Here is a 651-nt window from a genome sequence, read left to right on the forward strand (position 1 = left end):
AGCGTCGCCCGGATTTTGACGGGCCTGATTGCAGGGCGCGGCAAACCGCGCACCGTGCGCTGGAGTTCGGTTACACCTATCTACGCGTGCTGTGGCTCGAGGTAACCTTCCACAACATGATCCCCCGCTAGTTCTCCTGAACTGATTTCAGTGAGGTTCTCCGAACGATCTAAGAATTTGTATTCGATTTTGATTGGGGAGAAGGATTTTAACTCGTTAATAATTGTGCCAATCTCGAATTCGGAGCAAGAGTAGACATCGAGTTGCATCACTGCGGGGATACATTCGTCCCAGCTATGGAGAACAATATGGCTAGTTTCTATAATTGCTGCTGCGGTTAAACCTTTATTCCCTATCACGGGGCAATATTTTGCATATGGTCCCATTAAGACCTTCATGCCGATTTTGTGAATGAGATTGTTTAACCATTCCGTAACGGCTTCCGTATCAGCTTGTGACGGTGGAATTGCGATATTGGCACGGACGATCAAGTGCTTATGAACCTGCATTTCAAACCCTTTCTAGACAAAAAATCATGCTAGCGCTGTCGGACGCTAGGCGGCAGAGGTGGATCACCTGTGATGCAGTCAAGCTGCTGGGAAAGCATCGAAACTCAAAGGCCAGTTGGCTTCCGAGGATCCGAGGCCTAGC

At 48.8% G+C, this 651-nt stretch carries 1 protein-coding gene; it reads right to left on the minus strand.

Going from position 1 to position 651, the window contains the following annotated elements:
* Positions 1–80 precede the first annotated feature (80 nt).
* Entirely contained in the window at positions 81–509 is a 429-nt protein-coding gene (locus VZ95_RS21235; RefSeq protein WP_045777637.1) for an S-adenosylmethionine decarboxylase, read from the minus strand.
* Positions 510–651: the final 142 nt, after the last annotated feature.

Origin of the sequence: Elstera litoralis, assembly GCF_000963705.1 — a bacterium.
Classification (GTDB): Bacteria; Pseudomonadota; Alphaproteobacteria; order Elsterales; family Elsteraceae; genus Elstera; species Elstera litoralis.